Annotated in this window: 22 protein-coding genes and 1 pseudogene; 18 read left to right on the forward strand and 5 right to left on the reverse strand. The window is 76.5% G+C overall.

Annotated features, from left to right (window positions below):
• The first annotated feature begins 122 nt into the window (after positions 1–122).
• The 6 genes from ACI796_RS17330 to lepB all read left to right on the forward strand — a co-directional run bounded on the left by ACI796_RS17330 (position 123) and on the right by lepB (position 5,526).
• The gene (locus ACI796_RS17330) at positions 123–551 is read left to right on the forward strand and encodes a response regulator (RefSeq protein WP_456942462.1); all 429 of its coding nucleotides are present in this window, start codon (positions 123–125) and stop codon (positions 549–551) included.
• A gap of 212 nt (positions 552–763) precedes the next feature.
• Entirely contained in the window at positions 764–1,384 is a 621-nt protein-coding gene (locus ACI796_RS17335) for a response regulator (RefSeq protein WP_456942463.1), read from the forward strand.
• Positions 1,374–2,684 (forward strand): sensor histidine kinase, encoded by a 1,311-nt coding sequence (locus tag ACI796_RS17340; RefSeq protein ID WP_456942464.1) that lies wholly within the window; start codon positions 1,374–1,376, stop codon positions 2,682–2,684. Before ACI796_RS17335 ends, ACI796_RS17340 begins: the two co-directional genes overlap by 11 nt.
• Before the next feature lie 117 nt (positions 2,685–2,801).
• Entirely contained in the window at positions 2,802–4,397 is a 1,596-nt protein-coding gene (locus ACI796_RS17345) for a multicopper oxidase family protein (protein ID WP_456942465.1), read from the forward strand.
• Positions 4,394–4,981 carry a hypothetical protein gene (locus ACI796_RS17350; RefSeq protein ID WP_456942466.1) on the forward strand — a complete coding sequence of 196 codons (588 nt, stop codon included), beginning with the start codon at positions 4,394–4,396 and terminating at the stop codon, positions 4,979–4,981. The genes ACI796_RS17345 and ACI796_RS17350 overlap by 4 nt, the downstream gene beginning before the upstream one ends.
• 77 nt (positions 4,982–5,058) lie before the next feature.
• Positions 5,059–5,526 (forward strand): signal peptidase I, encoded by a 468-nt coding sequence (gene lepB / locus ACI796_RS17355; protein ID WP_456942467.1) that lies wholly within the window; start codon positions 5,059–5,061, stop codon positions 5,524–5,526.
• Positions 5,527–5,566: 40 nt separating this feature from the next.
• Here lepB and ACI796_RS17360 read toward each other — a convergent pair.
• Both ACI796_RS17360 and ACI796_RS17365 read right to left on the reverse strand, forming a co-directional pair.
• Positions 5,567–6,469 (reverse strand): annotated as a pseudogene (locus ACI796_RS17360) (DUF2332 domain-containing protein); the annotation flags it as partial.
• 177 nt (positions 6,470–6,646) lie between these two features.
• Positions 6,647–6,934 carry a putative quinol monooxygenase gene (locus tag ACI796_RS17365; protein ID WP_456942468.1) on the reverse strand — a complete coding sequence of 96 codons (288 nt, stop codon included), beginning with the start codon at positions 6,932–6,934 and terminating at the stop codon, positions 6,647–6,649.
• Between the two features lie 127 nt (positions 6,935–7,061).
• Between ACI796_RS17365 and ACI796_RS17370 the strand changes: the two genes are divergently transcribed.
• From ACI796_RS17370 to ACI796_RS17400, 7 genes are all read left to right on the forward strand, one after another.
• Positions 7,062–7,493 (forward strand): heavy metal-responsive transcriptional regulator, encoded by a 432-nt coding sequence (locus ACI796_RS17370; RefSeq protein ID WP_456942469.1) that lies wholly within the window; start codon positions 7,062–7,064, stop codon positions 7,491–7,493.
• A 172-nt stretch (positions 7,494–7,665) separates the two neighbouring features.
• Positions 7,666–8,160, forward strand: a complete 495-nt coding sequence (locus ACI796_RS17375; protein WP_456942470.1) for a DUF2975 domain-containing protein — start codon at positions 7,666–7,668, stop codon at positions 8,158–8,160.
• Positions 8,160–8,405, forward strand: a complete 246-nt coding sequence (locus ACI796_RS17380) for a helix-turn-helix domain-containing protein (protein WP_456942471.1) — start codon at positions 8,160–8,162, stop codon at positions 8,403–8,405. Before ACI796_RS17375 ends, ACI796_RS17380 begins: the two co-directional genes overlap by 1 nt.
• On the forward strand, positions 8,402–9,334 hold the full coding sequence (locus tag ACI796_RS17385) for an ABC transporter ATP-binding protein (RefSeq protein ID WP_456942472.1): 933 nt from the start codon (positions 8,402–8,404) through the stop codon (positions 9,332–9,334). The genes ACI796_RS17380 and ACI796_RS17385 overlap by 4 nt, the downstream gene beginning before the upstream one ends.
• Positions 9,331–10,113, forward strand: a complete 783-nt coding sequence (locus ACI796_RS17390; RefSeq protein ID WP_456942473.1) for a hypothetical protein — start codon at positions 9,331–9,333, stop codon at positions 10,111–10,113. Before ACI796_RS17385 ends, ACI796_RS17390 begins: the two co-directional genes overlap by 4 nt.
• On the forward strand, positions 10,110–11,246 hold the full coding sequence (locus ACI796_RS17395) for an FAD-dependent oxidoreductase (protein ID WP_456942474.1): 1,137 nt from the start codon (positions 10,110–10,112) through the stop codon (positions 11,244–11,246). Before ACI796_RS17390 ends, ACI796_RS17395 begins: the two co-directional genes overlap by 4 nt.
• Before the next feature lie 72 nt (positions 11,247–11,318).
• Positions 11,319–12,764, forward strand: a complete 1,446-nt coding sequence (locus ACI796_RS17400) for a serine/threonine protein kinase (protein WP_456942475.1) — start codon at positions 11,319–11,321, stop codon at positions 12,762–12,764.
• Between the two features lie 12 nt (positions 12,765–12,776).
• Here ACI796_RS17400 and ACI796_RS17405 read toward each other — a convergent pair whose 3' ends face one another.
• Positions 12,777–13,277 carry a VOC family protein gene (locus ACI796_RS17405; RefSeq protein ID WP_456942476.1) on the reverse strand — a complete coding sequence of 167 codons (501 nt, stop codon included), beginning with the start codon at positions 13,275–13,277 and terminating at the stop codon, positions 12,777–12,779.
• A gap of 8 nt (positions 13,278–13,285) precedes the next feature.
• Positions 13,286–13,669, reverse strand: coding sequence for a GNAT family N-acetyltransferase (locus ACI796_RS17410; protein WP_456942477.1), 384 nt, complete (start codon positions 13,667–13,669; stop codon positions 13,286–13,288).
• A 475-nt stretch (positions 13,670–14,144) separates the two neighbouring features.
• Here ACI796_RS17410 and ACI796_RS17415 point away from each other — a divergent pair, with 475 nt between their 5' ends.
• The 5 genes from ACI796_RS17415 to ACI796_RS17435 all read left to right on the forward strand — a co-directional run bounded on the left by ACI796_RS17415 (position 14,145) and on the right by ACI796_RS17435 (position 18,184).
• A complete protein-coding gene (locus ACI796_RS17415; RefSeq protein WP_456942478.1) occupies positions 14,145–14,759 on the forward strand; it encodes a hypothetical protein in 615 nt (204 codons plus the stop codon).
• A gap of 141 nt (positions 14,760–14,900) precedes the next feature.
• Positions 14,901–15,128 carry a hypothetical protein gene (locus ACI796_RS17420; RefSeq protein WP_456942479.1) on the forward strand — a complete coding sequence of 76 codons (228 nt, stop codon included), beginning with the start codon at positions 14,901–14,903 and terminating at the stop codon, positions 15,126–15,128.
• 250 nt (positions 15,129–15,378) lie between these two features.
• On the forward strand, positions 15,379–15,699 hold the full coding sequence (locus ACI796_RS17425; RefSeq protein WP_456942480.1) for a hypothetical protein: 321 nt from the start codon (positions 15,379–15,381) through the stop codon (positions 15,697–15,699).
• Entirely contained in the window at positions 15,696–16,628 is a 933-nt protein-coding gene (locus ACI796_RS17430) for a hypothetical protein (protein ID WP_456942481.1), read from the forward strand. The genes ACI796_RS17425 and ACI796_RS17430 overlap by 4 nt, the downstream gene beginning before the upstream one ends.
• Before the next feature lie 164 nt (positions 16,629–16,792).
• On the forward strand, positions 16,793–18,184 hold the full coding sequence (locus ACI796_RS17435) for a neutral zinc metallopeptidase (RefSeq protein ID WP_456942482.1): 1,392 nt from the start codon (positions 16,793–16,795) through the stop codon (positions 18,182–18,184).
• Positions 18,185–18,222: 38 nt separating this feature from the next.
• On the opposite strand, the gene ACI796_RS17440 is transcribed toward ACI796_RS17435, so the two are convergent.
• Positions 18,223–18,591: alpha/beta fold hydrolase (locus tag ACI796_RS17440; protein ID WP_456942483.1), on the reverse strand; the 369-nt coding region annotated here is incomplete at its 5' end.

An 18,591-nucleotide genomic window follows, 5' to 3' on the forward strand; every position in this document is an offset into this window, starting at 1 on the left:
GGAGGACCCCGCAGAATGGCCCGGCGGACGGTCCGGTTCCGTGGTCATCGTGCGCCATGATCGGAGCTGCAGGGCAGTCGCCCGCGCACGTCGTCCGAGCAGTCGACGACCGGGAGATGCCGATGATCGAAGTCCTCGTGGCCGACGACCACGCGTTCTTCCGGGCTGCCGTCGTCGATCTCCTGACCGACGCGGACGACACCGCGGTCGTCGCCGAGTGCAGCAACGGCGCCGAGGTGCTGCCGGCGTTCCGGCGGGTCCGGCCGGACGTCGTCCTCCTCGACCTGGCCATGCCCGGGACCACCGGCCTCGAGGCCGCGCGTGCCGTCCTCGCCGCGGACCCCGGCGCCCGGGTCCTGATGCTCACCGGCGACGCGTCCGCGGAGTCGGTCCGCGAGGCGCGTCGGCTCGGGGTGGCCGGCTACCTGCTCAAGGACGACGACCCGGCGATGCTCCCCGTCCACGTGCGGACGGTCGCGGAGGGCGGCAGCGTGTGGAGCGACGGCGTCCGGTCACTCGTCGACGTGCCGGCCGATCATCCGGAACCGTGAGAGACAGGTCACGTTCCGCGAGGACTCGCGGCGTCTGCCCCGACAGGGTCAGGACCTAGGTCCCGGGGCGTCGTCGCGTCCCTTCCCGGCTGTGAGCCCTGATGGCGTAATGCCGCCGTCCGCGCCCACCGTGGTCGCGGCCGTCACTCACGGGGACCGCCTTGACTCTCGCGCCTGCCGAAACCCTGCCCCACACGCGCACCGTCCTCGTCGTGGACGACCACGTGACCTTCGCCGAACTGCTCGCCGGCGCCCTCGAGTCGTCCGGCATGACCGCGCTCGGCATCGCCTCCTCGGCGGCGCAGGCGGTGGCGATGGCCCGCGAGCTGCAGCCCGACGTCGTGGTGATGGACATCGAGATGCCGCACCAGGACGGGCTGGCGGCCACCCGGCGGATCCGTGAGGTGGCCCCCGGCGCGGTGGTCGCGGTGGTCACCGCGCACCGCGACCCCGACTGGGTGGTCCGCGCGGCGCAGGCCGGGGCGTCGGCGTTCGTCCCGAAGGACGGGTCGCTGGCCGAGATGATCGACGTCCTCAGCCGGGTGCGCGCGGGCCAGATGCTCGTGGCGCCGTCGACCTTCTCCAGCGGGGCGCCGAGGATCCCGGTCCCCCGCGGGCCCGTGCGTCCGCAGCTGACCCGCCGCGAGCAGGAGGTGCTCGACTGCCTGGGCCGCGGGATGCAGGTCAAGAGCATCGCCAGGGTCCTCGGGATCACCCTCGAGACCTGCCGCGGGTACGTGAAGGCCCTGCACGCCAAGCTCGGGGTCCGCTCCCAGCTCGAGGCCGTGGTGAAGGCCCAGGAGCTGGGTCTGCTGAGCCCGAGTGGTCACTGAGGCCCCCGGCCGCCGGCGCCGGGACCGGGCGCGGTCCCAGTTCACCCTCTTCGTCGCCGCGGCCCTGCTCGTGCTGGTGGCGGTGGCCGCCGCCACCGTCCTGATCAGCGACCGGATCGCCCGGTCCAACGCCCTCGCCGAGGCCGAGCGCATCGGCGTCCGGCTGGCCGACCTGATCGTCGCCCCGCTGGTCCGCGAGGCCGTCGCAGGGGAGAGCGGGCGGTGGGAGGAGCTCGACCGCGTCCTCACCCACCGGCTGAGCGACGGCTCGGTGGCGTCGGTGGTCGTGTGGACCGGGCGGGGTGAGGTCCTCTACGCGACGGAGGAGGAGCTCGTCGGCCAGCGGATGGAGCCCTCCGAGGACCTCGTGACCGCCCTGGGTGGGGAGGTCGTCGCGCACGTCGACGAGGAGCCCGAGACCGCCTACGGGGACGCGGTCGAGCCGCTGCTCGAGGTGTACGTGCCCGTCGACGTCGGCACGGAGCGGATGGCCGTGGAGGCCTACTTCGCCACCGAGGCCATCGACGAGCAGGCGGCCCGGTTGCGCGGGGAGATCGTGCCCCTGGCCGTCGGGGCGCTGGTCGTGCTGCAGCTGGTCCAGTTGCCGATCGCCGCCTCGCTCGCCCGCCGGGTCCGCCGGCAGGAGGCCGAGCGCCTCGACCTGGTGACCCGCAGTCTCGCGGCCTCCGACCGCGAGCGGCGGGCCATCGCCGCCGACGTCCACGACGGGCCGGTCCAGGACCTCGCCGGGGTGAGCTACGCGCTGGGCGCCCTGCGCTCGGCCGTCCCCGCCGAGCGGCAGCCCTCCGTCGACCGGCTGGTGTCCACGGTGCGGCACGCCGTGACCTCGTTGCGGCGGCTCATGTTCGACATCTACCCGCCGGACCTCAGCGCCGTCGGCCTCGTCGCGGCCCTGGACGACCTCGCCGAGCGGCTGCGCGCCGACGGCGTCGACGTCGAGGTCCGGACCGACCCGCTGCCCGAGCTGCGTCCCGAGGTCGCGGCCGTCCTCTACCGGACGGTCAAGGAGGCGCTGGCCAACGTGGCCCGGCACGCCGCGGCCGCGCGAGCGGAGGTGTGCCTCACCGTGACCGGGCCCGACGGCGACCCGGCAGCGCTCCTGACCGTCGCCGACGACGGTGTGGGCGTCGAGGAGGGGTACGACGCCGGCGCCGGCCACCTGGGCCTGCGGCTGGTGCACGACCGGGTGCGCGACCTCGGCGGGACGGTCCGCGTCGAGCCGGGCACCGACGGCGGCACCGTGCTGACCGCGCTCCTCCCCCTGCGTGACGGAGCGTGACGACACCCGTGTCAGCCCCCCAGCTCTAGGGGGCGGTCCGGCCCCCTCCTCGCGGCTGGGACACCCCTCCTGACCTCGGCAGATTGGGCGCAGAGCCCCACCGCCCGAGGAGTCACCGTGAGTACATCCACCGTGAGTCGACGAGACCTGCTGAAGGTCGGCGCCCTGGGGGCCGCCGCCCTCGCCGTCCCGTGGCAGGGCGTGCTGTCGGCCAAGGCCGCCTCGCGCATCGCGAGCAGCAAGCTGCCCCGGCCCTACACCGTCCCCTTCGCGGTGCCGCCGGTGCTCCGGGCCCTCCGCAGCGACGCCACCACCGACTACTACCGGATCGTCCAGAAGCCGTTCGTCGGGCAGATCCTGCCGGGCGTGCAGACGCCGCTGTGGGGCTACGACGGCATGGTCCCCGGTCCCACGATCAAGGCCACCCACGGCCGGCGGACGGTCGTGCGCCAGGTCAACGCGCTGCCCCAGACCCACCCGACGCTGGGCTACACCCCCTGGACCTCCACCCACCTGCACGGGATGCCGTCGGAACCGCAGTACGACGGGTACGCCGGCGACAACTCCCTGCCGGGCCAGTGGAAGGACTACGTCTACCCGAACACCTGCGAGGCGCGGACGCTCTGGTACCACGACCACGGGGTCCACCACACGGCGGAGAACGTCTACATGGGCCTGGCCGGGCAGTACCACGTCAGCGACCCCGTCGAGGCCGCGCTGCCCCTCCCGCGCGGTCACTACGACGTCCCGTTGACCATCGGCGACGTCGCCTTCGCGGAGAACGGGGCGCTGCTGTGGGACGACAACAGCCACTCCGGGGTCTACGGCGACGTCATCCTGGTCAACGGCCGGCCCTGGCCCACCATGCGGGTGGAGCAGCGCAAGTACCGCTTCCGCATCCTCAACGCCTCGATCGCCCGGGGCTACCGGCTGCGGCTCAGCAACGGCCAGCCGTTCCAGGTCATCGCCACCGACGGCGGGCTGATGGCCGCCCCGCAGACGGTCACCCAGATCACCGTCGGGATGGCCGAGCGCTACGAGATCGTCGTCGACTTCGCCAGGATCACCGCCGGCCAGAAGATCCAGCTGGTCAACCTCGGCGTCAACAACGCGGTGGACTACGACCACACCGGCAAGGTGATGCAGTTCGAGGTGAGCGGGCCGGCGACCGACACCCGCAACAACACGGTGCCCGGCGTCCTGGCGCCGCCGCACCCGGCCATGGCGCTCACCGCGGGCATGGCGACGGCGACCCGCCGGATGCGGCTGGAGCGCACCGGCGAGCCGGGGCTGTGGACGATCAACGGCAAGACGTGGAAGGACGTGGAGGACGGCGAGTACGAGCCGCTGTTCGCCCGGGTCGACCCGGGTGCGGTGGAGATCTGGGAGGTCGAGAACCGCTCCGGCGGCTGGTTCCACCCCCTGCACATCCACCTCGTGGACTTCCAGGTCCTGTCCCGGAACGGTCGGCCGCCGCGACCCGAGGAACGCGGACCCAAGGACGTCGTCTACGTGGGCGAGAACGAGACGGTCCGGCTGCTCATGCGCTTCTCGTCACCCGAGGGGCCGCACGGGCGGTACATGGTCCACTGCCACAACCTCAGCCACGAGGACCACGACATGATGACCCAGTTCCAGGTCGGGGACCACGACCCGGACTGCGACCCGATCCACGCGGCCCCGCCGAGCTGGGGCCCGGAGCCGGCGCTGTGACCGGCGGGACCGCCGTGGTCAGCCCGGTCGCCACCGAGGCCCGGCGCACCGCCGCCTGGCGGTGGGGGGCGGCGGCGGCGAACGGAGCGGCCGCGGGCCTGCACGTCCTGGCGGCCCTCGACCACCTCCGGACCAGCGACCTCGTCGTCGGCTTCTTCCTGCTCGTCGCCCTCGCGCAGTTCGGCGCCGCCGCCTGGCTGGCCCTGGGGCCCGACGGCGCGCGGGACCCGCGGTTCCTGACCGCCGCGCTCACCGCGACCGCCGGCCTGCTGCTGCTCTACGTCGTCGGCCACGCCACCGACCTGCTCGACCCGCTCCTCGGGCACGACCACTCCACGGCGTCGGGCGGCGCGGCCGACCACGCGGCGCACACCACCGCGACCGGCCCGGTCGCGCTCGGCACCGAACCGCTCGAGACGCCGGAGGCCCCCGTCCTGGGGACGCTCACCGCCGGTGCCGAGTGCCTGGCCCTGGTCGCCCTCGCCGCCCTGCTGCCCGCGACCGCGCGCCGGTGGGCGCTGAACGGGCTGCTGGTGACGGGCGCGGTCGTCTGGTCCCTGTGGTTGACCGGCGTCCTCGCCTGAGCACCCCCGCGGGGCGCCGGACGGCCGCCGGTCCCCGCCGCGCGGTCCGGGCGGCGTCGGCACTGGCGGGGGTCCTGGTGCTGCTCGTCGCCGCCTCGGTCGCGGGCCTGCTGCCCCTCCAGCCGATGCGCGTCGACTCCGACAGCATGCGACCGGCCCTGGCCGCCGGGGACCTCGTCCTGGTCGAGCACGACCCGGGCCCGATCGGCCGGATGGACGTCGTCGCCATCCGGTCGCCGGTCACCGGCGGCCTGCTGGTCAAGCGCGTCGTGGGCACGGCGGGCGACCGGGTCGCGCTCGAGGACGGCCGGCTCGTGGTCGACGGCGAGCGTGTCTGCGAGGCGGGCATCGACCACAGCCGGCTCGACGGCGTCTTCTTCGGCCCGGTGACCGTCCCCGCCGGCGAGCTGTTCCTGCTCGGCGACGCGCGAGGGGACTCCGTCGACTCCCGCGCGTTCGGCACCGTCGCGGTGACGGAGGTCGTCGGGACGGTGCGCGCCCGGATCTGGCCGGCACCCGGCGCGCTGGCCGCGCACGGCTGCTGAGCGGCCTCCCCGCGGGTGGCCCGGGCCCGAGTGCCCGGGATCAGGGATCCGCCAGCCACGCCAGCGTGCGGCCCTGCGACCAGCACCGGCCGACGGCCTCGGCGTGCAGGGCCGAGCCGTCGAACACGGCCACGCCCAGGACGCTGTGGCCGGAGGCGCGGCGGTCGCCGAACGTCGGGACGGCGGGCGCGACGCCGACCCCCTCGGCGGACACCCACGCCACGGTCCGGCCGGCCGCCGCGTCGCCGAGGCGCTGCAGGAAACGCAGCCGGGCCTCGAGGGGGAGGCGCGCCAGCGCCCACGTCGTCGTGACGACGGGCAGCGCGTCCGCGGGCACCCGGGCCAGCGCGTCGGGCAGCACCTGGACGGCGTCGCCGCGCAGCAGCAGGGGACGAGCCGTCGCCACCAGCGTGATCTCCGCCTCGAGCAGCGCCCTCCGGTCCGGCCGGTCCGGCGGCAGGCAGGCGCGCAGCCACCGGGCGTCGCCTGCGTCGGTCACGTCCAGCGGGTCGCGGTCGACGCCGATCCGGGCGACCACCTCGGGCACCGCCCGCGCCGGCACGGGCCGGTCCCCCACGACCCGGCACGCCGTCCGCACCGGGGACGACGGGTCGCCCAGCGTCCGGCCGTCGCCGTAGGTGACGCCGACGCGGTCGACGGCCAGGTCGAACCCGGCGCCGCAGTCCACGGCGACCAGCCCGACCGCGGCCGCGTTCGCCCGGTGCGCCGCCTCGGCGACCAGCGGGTACAGCACGGCGCCGTGCCCGGTCTCGTCGGCTCGCACCGGCCGGCGCGCGGCGACGGCCGCGACCGCGTCGGTCGTCCGCAGCAGCGTGTCGACCGCCGCGTCCGCGGCGGCGTCGCCGTCCCCGGCGGCGTAGGCGGCGGCGAGCGCCGGGGCGCGTCCGGCGAGGGCGAGGTCGTGCAGCGCGGCCAGGACGACGTCGGGACTCCGCCTGCGCGGGGCAGCGTCCCGATCGCGCGCAGCGCCTCGTCGGACCCGCCCAGCGCGGTGGCGACGCGCTCGTACAGCGGCGACGTCCCGGCGTGGACCTCCCCGGAGCGCCGGTACGCCCGGGCGAGTGCACCGGTCGCCATGCGAGGACCCTAGGAGGGCCGCTCAGAACGGCGGGCGGCTGCCGGAGACCCCGTACGCCGTCACGTCGACCCCGCGGAACGGGATGCCGGGGTCCGGGGCGGCGGCGTGCGCGCGCCACGCCTCGACGGCCTCCCAGGACTCCCACCGCTCGAACACCTCGACGCGCCGGGGGTCGACCGTGTCGGCGGTGATGGCGAAGTCCAGGCAGCCGGGCGCCCGGCGACCGCGCTCGACGAGCTCCCGGTGCTCGGCGACGTACCGGTCCCGTGCGTCCTCGTCGACCAGGACGTGTCCCGCGATGATCCACATCGGCGCTCCCGAGGTCGTGGTCCTCCGTACCGGGTGGTGACCGGTCGCCGCGCCGGACCTCATCGGCCCGGCGGTCCCCGTCCCGGGCTTGACCCTGGACCCGGGTCACAGGCCTAGCGTCGGCCGCATGACAGCGACAGCCGTCCGCGGGCTCCGCGTCGCCGAGCTGGCGTCCGCGGCAGGGGTCCCGACGGACACCGTCCGCTACTACGAGCGCGTCGGCCTCCTGCCGGAGCCGGAGCGGACCGCGTCGGGTTACCGCAGCTACGACGCCGGCGCCGTCGACCGGCTGCGCTTCATCCGCGGCGCCCAGCGCCTGGGCCTGCGGCTGTCCGACATCCGCGCCCTGCTGGACGTGCGCGACACCGGGACGTGTCCCTGCGAGCCGGCCGAGCAGCTGCTGCGCCGGCGTCTCGCCGAGGTCGACGCCGAGATCGCCCGCCTCGTGGCCCTGCGCACGGAGATGCGGGCGATGGCCGACGCCCTCCCCTCGGCGGAGTGCCCGCCACCCAGCCCCGGCACCTGGTGCCCGCCCGCGAGGGGAGGTGACGGACCGTGAGCGACCCGATCGACGACGAGTGCTGCGACGAGACCTGCGACTGCTGCTGAGCGAGCACGCCTGACGCGAGGGCCGCCGGGCCCGGGACCGGTGTCTCTCCACAGCGGGACGACCTCTCGTTCGTCGACAACTGTCCATCGACAATCGATCGGTAATGCGCGACAGTCGATGCATGTCACGTGTGCATCGGGTGGTGCTGCCCCTGCGGGTCCTGCTCGTCGTCGTGTTCGCCGCGCTGGCCGCCGCCCAGGTCTGGGCCGTGCCGGAGCTGGTGCCGGACGTCGCCGACCCGTCGCTGGAGCAGGCGGCCATGGGCTGGGTGATGTGGACGGTCCTGGTCCTCGCGCTCGTGTGCGTCCAGGTCGTCATCGTCTGCACCTGGCAGCTGCTGACGCTGGTCACGGCCGACCGCATCTTCAGCGCGAGCTCCCAGCCGTGGGTGGACGCGATCGTCGGCGCGATGGCCGCCGGGTGGCTGGTGCTCCTCGGCGCCTTCGTCTGCTCCTACTACTTCGTGATCGACGAGGTCAGCGACGACCCCGTGCTCCCCGCGCTCCTGGTCGTGCTCCTGCTGGTCGGGGCCGTGGTCGGGCTGCTCATGGTCGTCATGCGGGCGCTGCTGCGGCAGGCCACCGTCCTGCGCAGCGACATGGAAGCGGTCATCTGATGCCCATCGTCGTGCGTCTCGACGTCGAGCTGGCCCGGCGGAAGATGAGCGTGGGCGAGTTCGCCGAGCGGGTGGGGCTCACCCCGGCGAACGTCGCGGTGCTCAAGAACGGCCGGGCCAAGGCGGTCCGCTTCAGCACCCTCGAGGCGATGTGCCGGGTGCTCGACTGCCAGCCCGGCGACCTCCTCGAGTGGGTGCCCGACGGGCAGGAGGCGTCGCAGCCGGCGCACGAGGCCTCCCGGTGATCGAGGTCCGCGGCCTGACCAGGCGCTACGGCGACGTCCTCGCCGTCGACGACCTGAGCTTCGACGTCGCGCCCGGGACGGTGACCGGCTTCCTCGGCCCCAACGGGGCGGGCAAGTCGACGACGATGCGGATGGTCCTCGGCCTGGACCGCCCCACCGCGGGGACGGCGCTGGTCGGCGGACGGCGGTTCGCGGAGCTGACCGAGCCGCTGCGCGAGGTCGGCGCGCTGCTCGACCCCGGCGCCGTCCACCCCGGCCGCACCGGGCGCGACCACCTGCGCGTGGCGGCCCGCACCAACGGCATCCCGGCACGCCGCGTCGACGAGGTGCTCGGGCAGGTCGGGCTGGAGCGTGCCGCCCGCCGCCGCATCCGCGCGTACTCGCTCGGCATGCGCCAGCGGCTGGGCATCGCGGCCGCGCTGCTCGGCGACCCCCGCGTGCTGCTGTTCGACGAGCCGGTCAACGGGCTGGACCTCGACGGCGTCCGCTGGATCCGCGGGCTGCTGCGCGGGCTCGCCGACGAGGGCCGCACCGTGCTCGTCTCCAGCCACCTGCTCGGCGAGGTGCAGGCGGTCGCCGACCGGCTGGTCGTCATCGGCCGCGGCCGCCTCGTCGCCGACGTCACCACCGACGAGCTCCTGCGCGGGCTCGGCCGGCCCCGGGTGCGGGTCCGCACCCCGCAGCCCGGGGCGCTGACGGCGCTGCTCCGGCGGCACGGCCTGTCCGTCGAGCCGGCCGGTGCCGCGGAGCTGCAGGTCGAGGGCGGCACCGCCGCGCAGGTGGGCGACCTCTCCGCCGCCGCCGCGATCCCGCTGCACCACCTGTCCGAGACGGCCGCCTCCCTCGAGGAGGCCTACCTCGCCCTCACCGGCGAGGCCGTCGAGCACGCCGGCCGGCCCGTCGCGGCGACCGTGGAGGCAGCGCGGTGACCGCGGTGTCGGCCCCCGGGGTGACCACCGGGCGCCTGCTCGCGCGTACCGCAGCCGCCGAGTGGACCCGGCTGTGGACCGTCCGCGCCACCTGGTGGTGCCTGGCGGCCGCCGCCGCGACGACGGCCGGCATCGACGCCGTCGCCGGCGCGGAGGCGGCCGCGGACCCGCCGTCGGGGAGCGGCGCCTGGGCGGCGGTGGCCGTGCCCGTGCTGCCCGCGCAGTTCGCGCTGCTCACGCTGGTCCTGCTGGCGGTCACGTCCGACCACGCCACCGGCGGGATCGTGCCGACGCTGCAGTGGACGCCGCGCCGCGGGGTCCTGATGGCGGCCCGCACGCTCGTCCCGGTCGCCGTCGCGACCGTCCTCGGGGTGGCGATCGCCCTGGCCGGCGCGCTGGCCGCCTTCGCCGCGCCGCACCCGGAGATCACCCTCTCCTGGGACGACGGCCCGGGCGTGCTCGCTGACGTCGCCCTGGTGCTCGCGGCCGGCACCACCCTCGCCGCCGGGCTCGGCTTCCTGCTGCGCAGCACGGCCGGCGCCCTCGTGACCGCCTTCCTCCTGCTCCTGGTGCTGCCGCTGCTGCTCCCGGCGGTCGGCGCCGGCTGGTCGGCGGCGGTGGCCGAGGTGCTGCCCGGGTCCGGGGCGGCGTTCCTCCTGCTCGGCGGGGAGGTGCCGGGCATGACGCGGGCGTCGTCGGTCGCCGTGCTCCTCGCCTGGGCCGCCGGTGCGCTGCTGCTCGGCCTCCTGCGCCTCGTCCGCGGCGACGCCGACCGGTGAGCGGCCCCGACACGGCCGACGTGCTCGTCGTCGGCGCCGGGCTGGCCGGCCTCCACACCGCCACGCTGCTCGCGCGCCGCGGCCACGACGTGCTGCTGGCCGACCGGCGGCGACGCCTCGACGGCGCGATCCGCACCACCGGCATCTTCGTCCGCAAGACGCTGGACGACTTCGCGCTGCCGCCGGACTGCCTCGGGCCGCCGATCCGGCGGGTGGTGCTGTACCCACCGGACCGGCGCCGTCCGGTGGTCCTGGACAGCGACCGCGACGAGTACCGGGTGGGCGACATGGGTGCGCTCTACCGGGCCACCGCCCGCGAGGCGGCCGACGCCGGCGTGCGGCTCGCCCTCGGCACCCGCTACACCGGACGCGCGGACGGGGTCTCCCTCCTGGCCGGCCCGGACGGGGGCACGCGGGTGCGGGCGCGCTTCGTCGTCGGCGCGGACGGCGCCCGGTCCGCCGTCGCCCGCGACCTCGGCCTGGACCGCAACACGCACCTGCTGGTCGGCGCGGAGGAGGTGTTCCCGGTCGCGGACGGCGGAGGCCGGCCGACGTTCCACTGCGTGCTCGACCCCGCCCTGGCACCCGGCTACCTGGCCTGGGTGGTCGACGACGGCCGGCACGCCCACGTCGGCGTCGCCGGGTACGCCGCCCGCTTCCCGGACGGCATGCGCACCGCCTTGCAGCGGTTCGCCGCCGCGGCGCCCGGCCTGCCCACGGGCCGGCCCGGCGAGGTGGAACGGCGCGGCGGCCCGATCCCCGTCGGCGGCCTGCTGCGCCGGATCGGCTGCGCGGACGGGCTGCTCGTGGGGGACGCCGCCGGCGCGGTCTCCCCGCTCACCGCCGGCGGTCTCGACCCGTGCCTGCGGCTGTCCCGGCACGCCGCCGACGTCCTCGACGACGCGCTGTGCTCCGGGCGGGCCGACGCGCTGCGGCACTACGACGGCGCCGCGCTGCGCGCCGCGTTCCGCGGCCGGCTGCTGCTGCGCCGGGGACTCGCCGCGGTGCGCACGCCGGGGATGGCGGCGGCCGCCTTCCCGGTACTGCGCACGCCACCGGGACGAGCCGCGGCACGCCGCGTGCTCTTCGGGGACCGCTCCTTCCCCGACCCCGGGCGTCGTACCGTCTCCTGAGGCCGGTCGTCCCCGCCGCGGGGAGTCCGGCGGCCGGGGACCGGCCACCGGACGACGAGGGGGAGAGGACCGATGCGCCCGACGGGCGACCTGCTGGGCGGCCGCTACCGGCTGGACTCCGTGCTCGCCAGCGGCGGCATGGGACGGGTCTGGCGGGCGCACGACACGCTGCTCGGCCGCCCGGTCGCCATCAAGGTCCTGCGCAGCGAGTACACCGGCGACCCGTCCTTCCTGCAGCGCTTCCGCGCCGAGGCGCGGCACGCCGCGCAGCTGTCCGACCCGCACATCGCCGCGGTGCACGACTACGGCGAGACGGTGAGCGCCGACGGCGAGCCGCTGGCCTACCTGGTGATGGAACTGGTCGTCGGGGAGCCGCTGTCGGCGGTGCTCGCCCGCACCGGCGGGCTGGACGCGACGGAGACGCTCCGCATCGTGCGGCAGGCCGCCGCGGGGCTGGCCACGGCGCACGCCGCCGGCGTCGTCCACCGGGACGTCAAGCCCGGCAACGTGCTCGTCACGCCGGACGGCGGGGTGAAGATCACCGACTTCGGGATCGCCTGGTCGGCGTCGAGCGTCCACATGACCCAGACCGGGCAGGTGATGGGCACCGCCCAGTACATCTCCCCGGAGCAGGTGCAGGGCGCGAAGGCCTCGCCGGCCAGCGACGTCTACGGCCTCGGCGTCGTCGCCCACCAGTGCCTCACGGGACGGGTCCCCTTCGACGCCGAGAGCCCGGTGCAGGTGCTCCTCATGCACGTCCAGCAGCAGCCGCCGCCGCTGCCGGCCGGCGTGCCGGCGGACGTCCGGGCGCTGGTCGAGCGGGCGATGGCCAAGGACCCGGCCGCCCGCTTCCCCGACGGCGCCGCCCTGCGCGACGCCGTCGACGCGGTGCTCGCCGGCCGGCCGGCACCGGGCGCGTCGTCGGCCACGCTCGTCCTCCCCGTCCTGCCCGCGCAGCAGACGACCGTCCTCCCGGCCGACGCCACCGCACCCGCCGACGTCCCCGGGGAGGCGCCGCGCCGCCGCCGGCTGCTCGCCGGTGCCCTCGTGCTGCTCGTCCTCGCCCTCGCCGGCGTGGCGGTCGTGCTCGGCACCCGCGGGGACCCGGCCCCGGCCGCGGCGCCGTCCTCGACCCCGCCGCCCTCGTCGTCCGCGGCACCGTCGTCGTCCGCGCCGGCCACCACCGAGCCCGCTCCGCCGCCCACGGTCGACGTCGTGGCCGCCGCCCTCGTCGGGCGCCCCTTCCCCGACGTGCAGGCGGAGCTGACCGCCCTCGGCCTGCAGGTGCAGCCGAGCACGGTCGCGACCGGCGACGTCCCGGAGGGCCGGGTGGTCGCCGTCGACCCGACCGGGCCGGTCGTGGTGGGGCAGGCGGTCACCGTCACCTACGCCACCCCGCTCCCGGTGCAGGACGCGGGCGACCGGGAGGACGAGGGCGGGGACGACGAGGGCAACGGGAACGGCAACGGGAACGGCCGGGGGAACGGTCGGGGGAACGGCAACGGCGGCGACGACTGACCGCCCCCGGCCTCACAGCACGGACAGGCCGTACATCTCCCCGAGCGGGTCGGCGATGAGCTCGATGCGGGCGCCGTCGGGGTCGCGGAAGTAGACCGAGACGCCGCTGTGCACCTCGTGCGGCACCCCGGCGTCGGTGAGCCGCCGCACCAGCTCGTGCCAGCGCTCGGGCTCGACGCTGATGGCCATGTGGTGCAGCCCGCCGAGCACCTCGGCGTAGGGGCCGACGTCCAGGCCGGGGAAGTCGAAGAACGCCAGCAGGTTGCCGTTGCCGATGTCGAAGAAGAAGTGCGAGGAGCCGGGGTAGTCGCGGTTCTCGACCAGCTCGGTCAGCGGGAAGCCGAGGACGTCCTGGTAGAAGCGCACGGTCCGCTCGACGTCGCTGCTGATCAGCGCGGTGTGGTGGAGGCCGCGGGCGGTCGAGGGCGGGCGCTCGCCGGCCGGCTTCAGGTGCGCGGCGCGGATGCGGGCGCGCTCGGCCTCCAGGGCCGTCAGGTCGCGGGTCTCGGTCATCTCGGGTCTCACCTCGGGTCGTCGGGGGTCGGGTGGTCGGCGGCCGGCGCCAGCCCGAACTGTGCCCTGCGGTCGGCGGGGACGAGGTCCACGTAGTCCGGGTGCCGCCGGATGTACGCCCGGATGAACGGGCAGAACGGCAGCACGCGCGCGCCTGCCTCCCGGGCGGCGTCGAGGGCGCCGCGCGCGAGCACGGAGCCCAGCCCGCGGCCCTCGAAGGCCGGGTCGACGACGGTGTGGGTGAACGACAGCGCCGACGCCGTCCGCCGGTACTCGGCGAACCCGGCGACCGCGCCGTCCACCAGCACCTCGAAGCGGCTGGCCGCCGTGTCGTCGACGACCACCGGTGCGCTGCCGGTCGCGGGTCCGTCGGTCGTGGATCTGTCGGTCACGGGCCTCCTCCGTTCCTCCGCGCGCATCGTCGCGCGGATCGTGCCGTCCGTGGGCCGTGACCGCCGCGGCGGGTGCCAGGTCCTCCAGCGCGGCGCCGCCGGAGGACCTCACGCAGGGTGCCCGCGCCCGCGCCGGGGCGGTGTCCGCCGGGTCCCGGCCGGGGCCGGCCGGCGGGGTGCCGGACGCGCCGGGGGTTGAGCCGAAACCGCGTCGTCGTGCGGTTTCGGCAGATCCACACCCCCGCGCGAGCGTGGAACGGTCGACATGTGGGCGGTTGGAGGAGCCGGTCACCGTCCGTGTCGGAGGCCTTCGCAACGATCCGACTACGCCGTGTCACGCGAGCGTCCCCCGGGGGGCCGGAACGGGTCCCGCGCCCCTACGTTTCTGCCACCCGCTCCGCCCTCACCCGGCGGGCGCGGGCGCCGTCGCGCTTCCCCAGCGGCGGCCCCATGGACGGGATGAACGGTGGAACCAGTGGCACTCCGCAGCAGTGAGATCAGGGTCGACGGCCAGGCGCGCCTGGGCTGGTGGCTCGTCGTCGACGACGGGCAGGGACGCGACCGCCTCGTCGACGGTCCCTTCCCCGACCGGTCGGAGGCGGCCTGGGCCGCCGCGGTGCACGCCGGCGACGCCCGGCCGGTGTACGGCGTCCGCCGGCCCGACGGCGGCCTGCACCGCCGGCCCTCCCCGCAGGAGCTGGCCTGGCTCGGCCACCTCGGCGACCAGCTCGACCGGCTGCCCGCGGACTGGGACGCCGAGCTGACCGAGGAGGACCCGCTGGCCACCCTGGTCGTCGAGGTCACCGCCGCGCTGACCGAGGCCGGCCTGCCCCTCTGGGACGCCGCCGGTGCCGGCGCCGCGCTCGGCGGGGCCTGCGTCAGCGCCGAGCCCGCCCTCGACGGCGTCGTCGTGGGCTGGCGGCAGCACGACCGGATGAGCGTCGAGCAGGTGCACGGGCTGGTCGCCGACATCTCGGTGCAGGCCGTCATGAACCGCGCGCTCGCCGACGTGCTGTGGCTGCGCGGCCTCGACGTCACGCCGCTCGGCGAGGAGGCCGGCGGGAGCGTCGTCCGCTACGCCGCCGAGTAGCCCGCAGCACCCCGCACCCTGCAACCCCACCGGGACGCCGTCGACACCGACGGCGTCCCGGTGTCGTTCCCGGGTCCCGCCGTCCGTCGGACCCCCGTGGCAGGCTCCGTGCGACCCGGCACCCCGAGGACGGAGGCGGCCGTGCCCCAGGCCGGGTCCACCGAGGGACTGCACGAGGAGCGGCACCGCGACGGGTCCCTGCGCGCCCGCGGGCAGGTCACCGGCGGGCAACCGGACGGCTACTGGGAGTGGTTCCGCCTCGACGGGACCGGGCTGCGCTCCGGGTGGTTCGACCGCCGCCCCGCGACCGGCGAGTGGACCACCTACGACAGCAGCGGCACGCCGTACGAGACCACCACCCGCGGCTGACCGCGCCGACACGCCGCCGTCCGGGGTCACCGACCGACCGCGGGCGCCGTCCACGCGGGGGGACGCACCGCGTGTCGACATGGCGTCGTCGGTTGCACACGGTCACCACCCACTCGCGGGGGCGTCCACAACGATCACGTGACGCCGCCGCGGGTGCCGTGTCCACCAGGGGGCCCGCGGGGCGCGCGGGCGCGAAGCTCTGCGTGTCCCCGGCACTTCCCCGGCCGGGACGACGTCCTGGAGGAACACCGTGAGCGCGCCCACCCTGCCGGCACCACGCCGGACCTCCTCGTCCCCGGTCCCGCCCGGGGACGGGCTCGGCATCGCCGACCTGCTCGACCTGCTCGGCCTCGGGTCCGACGCCGGCCTGCCCGCCGACGCCCCCCATGCATCGGCCCTCGACGCCCCGGCTCTCGACGCCCCGGCTCCCGACGCCCCGGCTCTCGACGCCCCCGCCCTCGACGCCCGCGCCGACCGCGTGCCGGTGGACCCGGTGGCGGTCGTGCGCGGCTGGGTCCGGCGCGCGGCCGCCTGGGGCGCCGGCCCGCAGCGGTCCTGGTGCGCCTGGTGACGAGCGCCGTCCTGCTCTGGCCGGCGGTCACCGTCCTGGGGTTCCTCGCGGTGGCCGGCCTGGTCGTCGCGCTCGGCCGCAGCTCGACGGCCCGCTACGAGTTCGAGCGCAACGCCGCGGGCCGGCGGCAGCCACCGGCCGACCCGCCCGTGCCGGTCGCGGCGGGCGCCGACGACACCGTCCCCCGCCTGCTCGAGGTCCCGGTGCCGGCCGTCCCGACCGGCGGCGGCCGCGCGGCCGCGGCCGGTGCCGTCGCGACGGTCACCCCGGCCCGCACCGCCGTGGGGCTGGCGACCCACCCCGCCGGGCGGCGCAGCGGCTCGGCCGGCGCGCCGACGGCGTGGTGGCTGGTCGACGGGACCGGGGACCGCCCCGCCGCGCTCGCCGGGCCGTTCGAGGACCGGGTCGAGGCCGACTGGGCGGCCGTGGCCGGCGGGCTCGACGGCGCGGTCCGCACCGTCCACGGCGTGCTCCGCGAGGACGGCAGCGTCGCCCGGCGGCCCTCGCCGCAGGACCGGGCGTGGCTGACCGAGCTCGGCACCCAGCTCGACCGGCTGCCCGAGGACTGGGACGAGCTGCTCACCGACGAGGACGCGCTGACCACGCTGGTCGTGGAGGTCGCCGCCGCGCTGGTCGAGGCGGGCCTGTCGCTGCACGACTGCTCCGCCACCGACCCGGGGACCGCCGCGACCGGCGGGGTGTGCCTGACGCCGGAGACCACCCACGGCGGGGTCCTGGTGAGCTGGCGCCAGCACGACCGGATGAGCCTGCAGCAGGTCCGCGGTGCCGCGCTGGACACGGCCGTGCAGCGGACCATGAACGCGCTGCTCGCCGACGTGCTCGCGCAGTTCGGGTTCGTCGTCGACCCGTTCGGGCCGGACGGCTGCTCCCTGGTCACCGCGATCCGCACCCATCCCCTCGGGGGGTGACCGGCGGGTGGCGGGCCGGCCCGGCGTCCGCCTCCGGCCCCCGTCGTCGCCGCGGGCGCGCCCGCCCCGCGCAGCGACGGCGCGCCGCCGGCGGTGCCGGCGCCCCGGCCCGGCGCGCGGTCCCGTTGACCGGCGGGCGGCCGCCGGGGAGCCTCGCTGCCACGATGCCCGCAGCCGCCCGCCCCCGCCGCCCGGCCGCCGGCGTGCTGCTGGTGGCGGGGCTGCTGGCGGGCGGCTGCACCTCCGTCGTCCCCGGCACGGCCTCGCCGACGGGGACGGCGGCCACCGACGCCACCGACGTCGAGGTGCGGGTGCACCTGGCCGAGGAGGGCGACCCGACCGACCGGCTCGCCCGCAACGCGCTGGCCGACGTGCTGGCCTTCTGGGAGCGGACCTACCCCGAGGTGTTCGGCGGCCGGTTCGGGCGGATCGAGGGCGGCTTCTGGTCGGTCGACCCGGCCACGACCGACCCCGCCGACCTGCCCGACGGCGCCTGCTTCCCCGACGACGTCGGCGACCTGGCGGGCAACGCCTCCTACTGCGGCGACGACGACGTCGTCGTGTACGACCGGACGTGGATGGCCGGCCTGGTCGGGGACTACGGGCCGTTCATCGTCGCCGAGATCATGGCGCACGAGGTCAGCCACGCCGTCCAGGCGCAGGCCGGCCTCGACGACCCCTCGATCGTCGCCGAGACCCAGGCCGAGTGCTTCGCGGGCGCGTGGACGAAGTGGGTGGTCACCGGCCGCGCCGAGCACGTCGCGCTGCGGCAGAAGGAGCTCGACCCCTACCTGCTCGGCTACGCGTACTTCGGCGACGCCGTCGGCACCCCGCCCGACGCCCGGGACGCGCACGGCTCGCTGTTCGACCAGCTGTCGGCCTTCCAGGAGGGGTACGCCGACGGCGCGCGCGCCTGCGCCGCCTTCGACGAGTCGCGCCTCTACACCCAGCAGGAGCCCCGGCCCGGTTCGGGCACGGCCGCCCGGTCCTACCGCACGGTCGTGGACGGCGCCGACGACGTGCTGGCCGGTTTCTGGCAGCAGGCGCTGACCCGGGGCTTCCCCGGCACCGGCCCGCTCGGCGGGTTCCTCACCGTGCCCGAGGTCCGGGCGGCCGACGGCGCGGGCGCGGTGTGCACCGGCGAGGGCGCCGAGCTGGACCTGCAGTTCTGCGCCGGGGACGGCTCGGTCCGCTACGACGCGGCCGGCCTGCTCGAGCCGGTCTACGACGACGTCGGCGACTTCGCCGTGACGACGTTGCTCGGCCTGCCCTACGCGCTGGCCGTCCGGGAGCAGCGCGGGCTGTCGGTGGACGACCGGGAGGCGCTCACCAGCGCGGTGTGCGCCACCGGCTGGCTGGCCCGCGAGGCGTATCTCGGCGAGCTCGACGGGGTGCAGCCCGGCCTCTCGCCCGGTGACGTCGACGAGGCCGCGGTGGTGCTGCTGCAGTACGCCACCGAGCCCACCGTCGTCGCGGAGCCGGAGCTGTCCGGCTTCGAGCTCGTCGACTCCTTCCGGCGGGGCTTCGTCGACGGCGGCGACGCCTGCGGGCTCTAGGGCGCGTCTCCCAGGGCGCGTCTCCCAGGGCGCGTCTCCTAGGGCGCGTCGAGGAAGCGCTCGACCACCGGCGCGAGCTCGGCGGCCTCGGTGACCAGCGCGAGGTGGCCGCCGCGGTGCACGTGCAGCCGGGCGTCGGGGATCAGCCGGGCCATGATGCGGGCGTTGACCAGCGGGACGATCGGGTCGTCGTCGCCGGCCACCAGCAGCGTCGGCTGCCGGACCAGGGAGAGGAACGGCAGGCTGGTCCAGGCCGAGCTCGCGGCCAGCTGGTAGTAGTAGCCGCGCCGCGGGCCGGTGCGCTCGTGCGCGTGCAGCGCCCGCGCCGCCCCCTCGGGGTGGGGGGGGGCCGCCCCGCCGGAGACCCTCGGCGCGATCCGCCGGGCGTTCTCGGCGTCGCGGTGCCG

This window comes from Geodermatophilus sp. SYSU D00525 (genome assembly GCF_054050475.1).